9 protein-coding genes are annotated in these 6,701 nt (G+C 73.3%); 3 read left to right on the forward strand and 6 right to left on the reverse strand.

Annotated features, from left to right (window positions below; translation table 11 throughout):
* Window positions 1-134: 134 nt before the first annotated feature.
* From LIU39_RS05460 to LIU39_RS05470, 3 genes are all read left to right on the forward strand, one after another.
* Window positions 135-842, forward strand: coding sequence for a maleylpyruvate isomerase family mycothiol-dependent enzyme (locus LIU39_RS05460; protein ID WP_227045179.1), 708 nt, complete (start codon window positions 135-137; stop codon window positions 840-842).
* 203 nt (window positions 843-1,045) lie between these two features.
* Window positions 1,046-1,429, forward strand: coding sequence for a thioredoxin (gene trxA, locus LIU39_RS05465; RefSeq protein WP_227045182.1), 384 nt, complete (start codon window positions 1,046-1,048; stop codon window positions 1,427-1,429).
* A complete protein-coding gene (locus LIU39_RS05470) occupies window positions 1,426-2,022 on the forward strand; it encodes a histidine phosphatase family protein (protein ID WP_227045185.1) in 597 nt (198 codons plus the stop codon). Before trxA ends, LIU39_RS05470 begins: the two co-directional genes overlap by 4 nt.
* 32 nt (window positions 2,023-2,054) lie before the next feature.
* On the opposite strand, the gene LIU39_RS05475 is transcribed toward LIU39_RS05470, so the two are convergent.
* From LIU39_RS05475 to LIU39_RS05500, 6 genes are all read right to left on the reverse strand, one after another.
* The gene (locus LIU39_RS05475) at window positions 2,055-3,086 is read right to left on the reverse strand and encodes a rod shape-determining protein (protein WP_227045188.1); all 1,032 of its coding nucleotides are present in this window, start codon (window positions 3,084-3,086) and stop codon (window positions 2,055-2,057) included.
* Window positions 3,087-3,247: 161 nt separating this feature from the next.
* Complete coding sequence (locus LIU39_RS05480; protein ID WP_227045190.1) at window positions 3,248-3,859, reverse strand: hypothetical protein; 612 nt, start codon at window positions 3,857-3,859, stop codon at window positions 3,248-3,250.
* Window positions 3,843-4,652: an FkbM family methyltransferase gene (locus LIU39_RS05485; RefSeq protein WP_227045192.1), complete on the reverse strand. Its 810-nt coding sequence runs from the start codon at window positions 4,650-4,652 to the stop codon at window positions 3,843-3,845. Before LIU39_RS05485 ends, LIU39_RS05480 begins: the two co-directional genes overlap by 17 nt.
* Complete coding sequence (locus LIU39_RS05490) at window positions 4,649-4,888, reverse strand: Trm112 family protein (RefSeq protein ID WP_227045194.1); 240 nt, start codon at window positions 4,886-4,888, stop codon at window positions 4,649-4,651. The genes LIU39_RS05485 and LIU39_RS05490 overlap by 4 nt, the downstream gene beginning before the upstream one ends.
* Entirely contained in the window at window positions 4,875-5,834 is a 960-nt protein-coding gene (locus tag LIU39_RS05495; protein WP_227045196.1) for a DMT family transporter, read from the reverse strand. The genes LIU39_RS05490 and LIU39_RS05495 overlap by 14 nt, the downstream gene beginning before the upstream one ends.
* A 4-nt stretch (window positions 5,835-5,838) precedes the next feature.
* On the reverse strand, window positions 5,839-6,648 hold the full coding sequence (locus tag LIU39_RS05500; RefSeq protein WP_372463809.1) for a class I SAM-dependent methyltransferase: 810 nt from the start codon (window positions 6,646-6,648) through the stop codon (window positions 5,839-5,841).
* Between the last annotated feature and the right edge of the window lie 53 nt (window positions 6,649-6,701).

A 6,701-nucleotide genomic window follows, 5' to 3' on the forward strand; every position in this document is an offset into this window, starting at 1 on the left:
GTCGGGTGGGGGGTTTCTAGAGTCGTCCGGCCCTGCGTAGTCCGTAATCCGGCAAGGTGATTTCGCTTTGCGGAAGATGGGGTTGTTTCGTTGGGTGAGTGGATCGGGCGGGTGTGACTCGGGAGGGGCGTGGCATGCAGGGGTGGGAATTGCTGGAGCCGGTTCGGGAGTCGACGAAGCGGTTTGTCGGCACAGTTTCGGGGCTGACGGAGAGAGACGTGCGCGGGCCGAGCCTGGTGCCGCCGTGGACGCGGGGGCACGTCATCACGCATGTGGCCCGTGCGGCGGACAGCCTGTGCCGGCTCCTGGAATGGGCGCGTACCGGGGTGGAGACGCCGCAGTACGCGAGCATGGACGCGCGCGCCGCCGAGATCGAGGACGGGGCGCGGCGGCCGGTGGCCGTGCTGGTCGACGACGTCGTGGAGAGCGCCGCGCGGTTCGACGCCGCGGTGCGTGCGCTGCCGGGACCGGCATGGCTGCGCCACGTGCGGCCGCGTACGGGCGAGCTGTGTTCGCCCGAGCGTCTGGTGGCGATGCGGCTGCGGGAACTCGAAGTGCATCACGCGGACCTGGCGGCCGGGTACACGTTCGCCGATGTGCCGGAGCCGGCCGCGCGCTGGATCATCGATGACATCGTCGCCGCCCAGGCCCGGCGGGACGGTACGCAGGCGCTGCGTATCGAGGCCACCGATGCCGGGCTGGTCCGTGAGTGGGGCACCGGCGGCCCGGTGGTCAGCGGACCCCTGGCGGGGCTGCTGGCGTGGCTCAGCGGGCGGGCGGCCGGGGAGTCGTCGGCCGTCTCCGGGGCCGAGGGGATTCCCGAGGCTCCCTACTGGATCTGAGGAGCGGCCGGGGGTCCGGGAGGGCGCTCGGGCGGGTGTTTCCCGACGTGTGGTTTCGCACCCGATCGGGATGTCTAGGACGGCGTGCGGTGGGCAGGGGAGCGGGACGGTCCGGTCTGCGGAATACGTCGCGGGTTGATCTCGTTGCCGCAGCTGGACACCGACTGGACATTTCTCGACAGACCGGAAGCAGGGAAGCACGCATGAGCACGGTAGAGCTCACCAAGGAAAACTTCGACGAGATCGTCTCCGGCAACGATTTCGTCCTGATCGACTTCTGGGCCGAGTGGTGCGGCCCGTGCAAGCAGTTCGGCCCGGTCTTCGAGCGGTCGTCCGACAAGCACGACGACCTGGTCTTCGCCAAGATCGACACGGAGGCGCAGCCCGAGCTGGCCTCCGCGTTCCAGATCCAGTCGATCCCGACGCTGATGATCGTCCGTGACAACATCGCCGTGTTCGCCCAGCCGGGTGCGCTGCCGGAGGCCGCCCTGGAGGACGTCATCGGCCAGGCCCGCGGCCTGGACATGGACGAGGTCCGCGCATCGGTCGCCGAGGCCCAGAAGGACGAGCAGGCGCAGGGCGAGTGAGCGAGCTGCTGCTGATCCGGCACGGCGAGACCGAGTGGAGCCGGACGGGACGTCACACCAGCTGGACCGACCTGCCGCTCACCGCCGACGGCGAGGAGCAGGCCCGCGCCCTGCGGCCGCTCCTCGCCGGCCGGAAGATCGCGCATGTCTACGCCAGTCCGATGGCGCGGGCGCTGCGCACCGCCGAGCTGGCGGGCCTCGCCCGGCCCGAGATCGACGACGGCCTGCGGGAATGGGACTACGGCGGCTACGAGGGCATCTCCACCCCCGACATCCACCGTGACAGGCCCGACTGGTTCCTCTTCACCCACGGCGCCGTCCCCGGGCCCGCCGGGCACCCCGGGGAGTCCCCCGAGGAGGTCGGCTCCCGCGCCGACGGGGTGCTGGGGCGGATCGCGCCGCAGCTGGCCGCGGACGAGGGGGACGTGGCGCTGGTCGCCCATGCCCACTTCCTGCGGGTGCTGACCGCCCGCAGGCTGGGGCTTCCGGCCGCCGGCGGCGCGCTGTTCACGTTCGAGACCGGGGCGGTCGGCGTCCTGGGGACCGAACACGGCCGCCCTGCCGTGGTGGCCTGGAACACCCGGACGCCGTAGGGGCACCGGGCGGGCCGCGCCCGCCCGCGTGGCTACGGAGCCATCGAATCGAGGTGCAGGGGTTCCACCTTGCCCTCGATCATGGCGCCCAGCCCCTGGACGGCACAGGTGTCGGGGCGGTCGGCGATGTGTACCGGCATCGTGGTGGCCTGGCGGATCATCGACTCCAGGCCGGGGATGAGGGCGCTGCCGCCGGCGAGCATGATGCCACGCTCCCCGAGGTCGGCGACCAGATCCGGCGGGCAGCGCCGCAGCACCGCTCCGATGGCGTCGAGAATGGCGGTGAGCGGGGTGGCGATGGCGCGCCTGACCCGCTCCGTGTCCACCTGCACGGACCGCGCCAGGCCGCTGATCACGTCGCGGCCGTGCACCTCCGTCGAGCCCGGGGCGAGCCCACCGGTGCTGGAGAGCATCAGATGCAGCGGGCGGACGGACTGCCCAGGGAGCATCAACTCGTGGTGCAGGCGCAGGTGCTGCACCACCGCGTGGTCGATGGCGTTGCCGCCGACCGGCACCGATTCGGCCGCCACGATCGAGCCGAGCGAGAGCACCGCGATCTGCGTGGTGCCCGCGCCGCACACCACGACCATGGTCGCCTCGGGTTGTTCCACGGGCAGGCCGCAGCCGACCGCGGCGGCGACCAGCGTGTCCACCAGCTCGACGCGCCGCGCCCCGAGACCGCTCAGCGTCTCCACGGCGGCCCGCTGCGCCAGCGGCTCGCTGCCGTACGGCTGGCAGACCGCCGCCCGCATCGTGGGCCGGCGCCGCCAGGTCTTGCGCAGCTTGTCGCCGACCAGTTGCCGCAGCAGCCGCTGGGCCATGTCGATGTCCACCACCGTGCCGTTCGCCACCGGGTACACCACGCGGATGTAGTCCGGCGTACGCCCGTCCATCACGGCGGCGTCGGCGCCGACGGCCAGCAGCGCGCCGGTACGGATGTTCACGGCGGCGACGGTCGGCTCGTCGACGATCAGCCCCTGGTTCTTGACGTACACCCTGGTCCGGGCCGCTCCGAGGTCGACGGCCACCGAGCAACGGCGCAATTGGGCGAGGCTTATGGTCATGGAAGTTTCCTCCCCTGTGGGCCGGTATGGGTGGAGCGTTCGCAAGGACCACTCATCGCCATCCTGTGGGGGCGGGTGCTCAGCTGCCCGCTGGAGAGGTCCGGTCGGGGGACGGGTGCGGGGGCGGGGACCGGCAGGTGGGGAGAGGCGCCGGACGCCGGTCAGTTGAGGTGGCGCTGGAGCAGTCCCCAGGTGAACTCCAGCACGATGTCGTGGAGTTCGCCCGCCGGGTCGGGGACCGTGCAGCCCAGACGCCACCGGGTGGGTGCGCTGCCCTCCATCGGGCGGGCCGGGGCGAAGGCGCGGGCCGCCTCGTCGACCGTGCACGACCAGAGCGTGAGGTCGGCGGTGGTGCGCAGGTCAGGGGCCGGGGCACCGGGGGCGCGTACGAGCCAGGCGTTCCAGACGGCGCCGCCCGGCGCGGTGAGGACCTCGAAGCGCAGGTCCGGCCAGAGCGGCACGGGCCAGAGCAGCGCCTCGCAGGTCAGGTCGCCGATGCGGCGGGTGGCGACGGATTCGGGGGCGCCGAGCAGGGCGCGGTAGGGCTGGACACCGCCGCGGGCCCGGGGCGCGTGCATCCGGGCCTGCCAGCGGCGGTTGGCCTCGCGCAGATCCGCGCGGGAGACCCCCAGTTCGCGCAGCGCCTCCTCGACGGCGCCCGGCTGGTGGTCGGCCATCCGGCGCAGCAGAACGAGCTGGAAGGCGAGGGGTCCTGGCAGGTCGGCAGGGGTGCCGGGGCCGTGCGGAGGGTCGTTGTCAGTGGTGGGGTTCATGATGGACATGGTCGTGGACGGTGGGGGTGCCGGGGGGTCCGGGGCGGTCGCCGTCGGGGAGGAACAGCACGGAATTGACGTAGCGGCGGTGCGGCGCGAGGGAGCGGCGCAGCAGGCCGTGTTCGGCGACGTGGGAGGTGCGGGACTGATGAGCGGGCAGATCGAAGTCGGCCAGTGGGGTCCAGTGGTCGTGCGGCAGGACCCAGCCGCGATAGCCGCGGGCCGCCGTCCAGTCCAGAACCGGCGTCAGTGGCTGGATGCGGGACTCCAACTCGACGAAGAGCGCCGGGTGTTCCCGCGCGATGGTCTCCGCTGCCCCGCGCAGCACCGCGAGTTCCGCGCCGTCCACATCGATCTTGATGACGGTGACCTCGGAAAGGCTCAGCGCATCGAGGGGGAGGCAGGGCACGTCCAGGGTGGTGCGGTGCAGTTCGCGGCGTACGAGCGAGGAGACCCCGCGGTCGCCGCGCCCGCCGGGCGGCAGCCAGAGCGTGGCGCAGCCCGCGTGGTCGGTGGCGGCGGCGGGCACGACATCGACGTGCGGCGGGGTGACGGAGGCGATCAGCCGGGCCAGGTGGGGGACGGGCTCCAGGGTCACGACCCGTTGCGCGCGCCGCGCCAGCCGTCGTGTCCAGGGGCCGTACCAGCCGCCGACGTCGACGGCGGTGCCGCCGCGGGGGCAGAAGTCGGCCAGCCGCCGCAGCTCGGGTTCGAAACGGGGATAGAGACCGGCGGCCACGGCCGATACGAATCGGGGCGGCAGCCGCGGGCCGAGCCGGGCGGCGAGCGTCACGAGCCTGCCTCCTGGTCGGCGGCGGGAGTGGGCGCCAGGCGCCGGAGGATACCGGCGTGTTCCGCGTCGGTGACCTCCTCGCCCGATACGGGGAGGAGCTGGGGGATGCCGTCCAGGATCGGGTAGCGGCGGCGCAGCCGGGGGTTGTAGAGGGCGGCGCCGTCGGCGAGCAGGGACAGCGGGCCCTTGTCGAGCGGGCAGGCGAGGAGCGTCAGCAGCGGGTCATCGGGGGTCATGGCTCAACTCCGGTGTTCCGGTGGGGGGTTGGTGGTCGTCTGGAGTGTCCGGGGGGTGTGGGACGGGGGTGTCGTGGCGGGGCAGGGCGAGCAGGACGGACAGGGCGACGGCGGTGCCGCCCAGGCGCAGCGCGAGCCGTACGGGATCGGCCGGCAGCGGTTCGCCGAACGCGACGGTGCCGCAGGCCACGGTGAAGACGCAGGTGACGGTGGTGCAGACGGGGACGATGAGGGAGGCACGGCAGCGTTGCAGCGCGGTCTGGGACAGCACGAGACCGGTGGCTCCGGTGAACAGGAGGAGATACGGATAGGGCGAGCGCAGCAGCCCGACGGCGGCCCCCGGCAGGTCGCGGGAGGCCAGCAGGCCGGAGACGCCCTTGATGGCCAGTGAGCTGACGCCGTAGAGCAGGCCGACGGCCACGCCGTAGGGGACGCCGGCGGTGGGCAGCCGGTGGCGGCGCCGGGCCCGTCGTTCCGCCGAGCGGTAGAGCAGCAGCCCGGCCGCCAGGGACGGTACGGCGAGGGCGAGCAGGGTGCCGGGCGGTGCGGTGCGGGCGATGGTATCGGCGTCGCCGCCCCGCAGAGAGGCGACGACCATCACCAGCGCGACGAGGATCGCCACGATGCCCTGCCGCTCCCGCCCGCTGGTCCGTTCGCCCAGCACCACGGACGACAGCAGAAGCAGCAGAACGAGCCCGGAGACGAACAGGCCCTGGGCCGCGGCGAGGGGGAGGGCGCGGTAGACGGCGAGTTGGGCGGCGAAGCCGGCGGCCAGGGAGAGGGCGCCACCGATCCACAGGGGACTGCCGAGGAGGTGGCGTACGACCCGGGCGGGCTGCCGGGTGCTCAGGGCGGGCAGCGCGGACAGGGCGCGTTTCTCCAGTACGAAGCCGGTGCTGTACAGGACGTTGGCGAGCAGCGCGGACGCCACGCCCCACCACAGCATCGCCCTACTCCCTTCTCCGCCGGGCATGGACGAGCAGGATCGAGGCCAGGGACGGGAGGTGGCAGGCGGCGCGGTCGAGGGGGCGCAGCGGGCGCGGCACGTCGTGGTACGGAGCCCCGGCGATCCGTACGACGTCGAAGCCGGAGGAGGTGAGGAAGCCGCGGAGCGCGCGGGCGGTGTAGAGGCGCAGATGGCCGACCACCTGGCTGCCCGGCCTGCCGTGAATACCGCGCAGGCTCACTTCGGAGAAGACGGGCTGGACTCCGGCGAGCAGCAGACCGCGGTTGTACCAGGCGGCGAGGTTGGGGGTGGAGAGCATCAGATGGCCGCCGGGGCGCAGGACCCGGTGCAGTTCGTCCAGGGCCGCGTCGGGGTCGACGAGATGTTCGACGACCTCGCTGAAGAGCACCGCGTCTGCGGAGCCGGCCGCGAACGGCAGGCCGCCGTCGGTCAGTTCGCCGCGTACGGCATGCGGGATGCGGTGCGCGGCGCGGCGCAGCGCGTCCTGCGACCAGTCGACGCCGACGAGCCGGTGACCGGCCAGCACCTGCGTGGCGGTGGCCGCCGCGGTGCCGTCGCCGCAGCCGATGTCCAGGACGGTGGCCGCCGTGCCGCCGCGCACCGGGCCCAGCGCGCGGGCCAGCAGCCGTGCCTGTTTGAGGCTGCGGGCGTCACCGGAGGCGACGGGCACGTCCGGGTTCTCGTAGAAGTCCCGGAGAGAGGACGGGGGTTGGTGAGGTGAGGGGGGAGGGGGTGCGGGTGCAGGTGAGAGCGAGGGGGGTGACGCCGGTGGCGTGGCCGGGGGGGGGGTCATGGGGCGTCTCCTTCCTGGGCCTGTGGTGGGGGGGGCGGGCCGGGAGGGGGCGG

It is taken from the genome of Streptomyces pinistramenti, assembly GCF_020564935.1.
Taxonomy (GTDB): domain Bacteria; phylum Actinomycetota; class Actinomycetes; order Streptomycetales; family Streptomycetaceae; genus Streptomyces; species Streptomyces pinistramenti.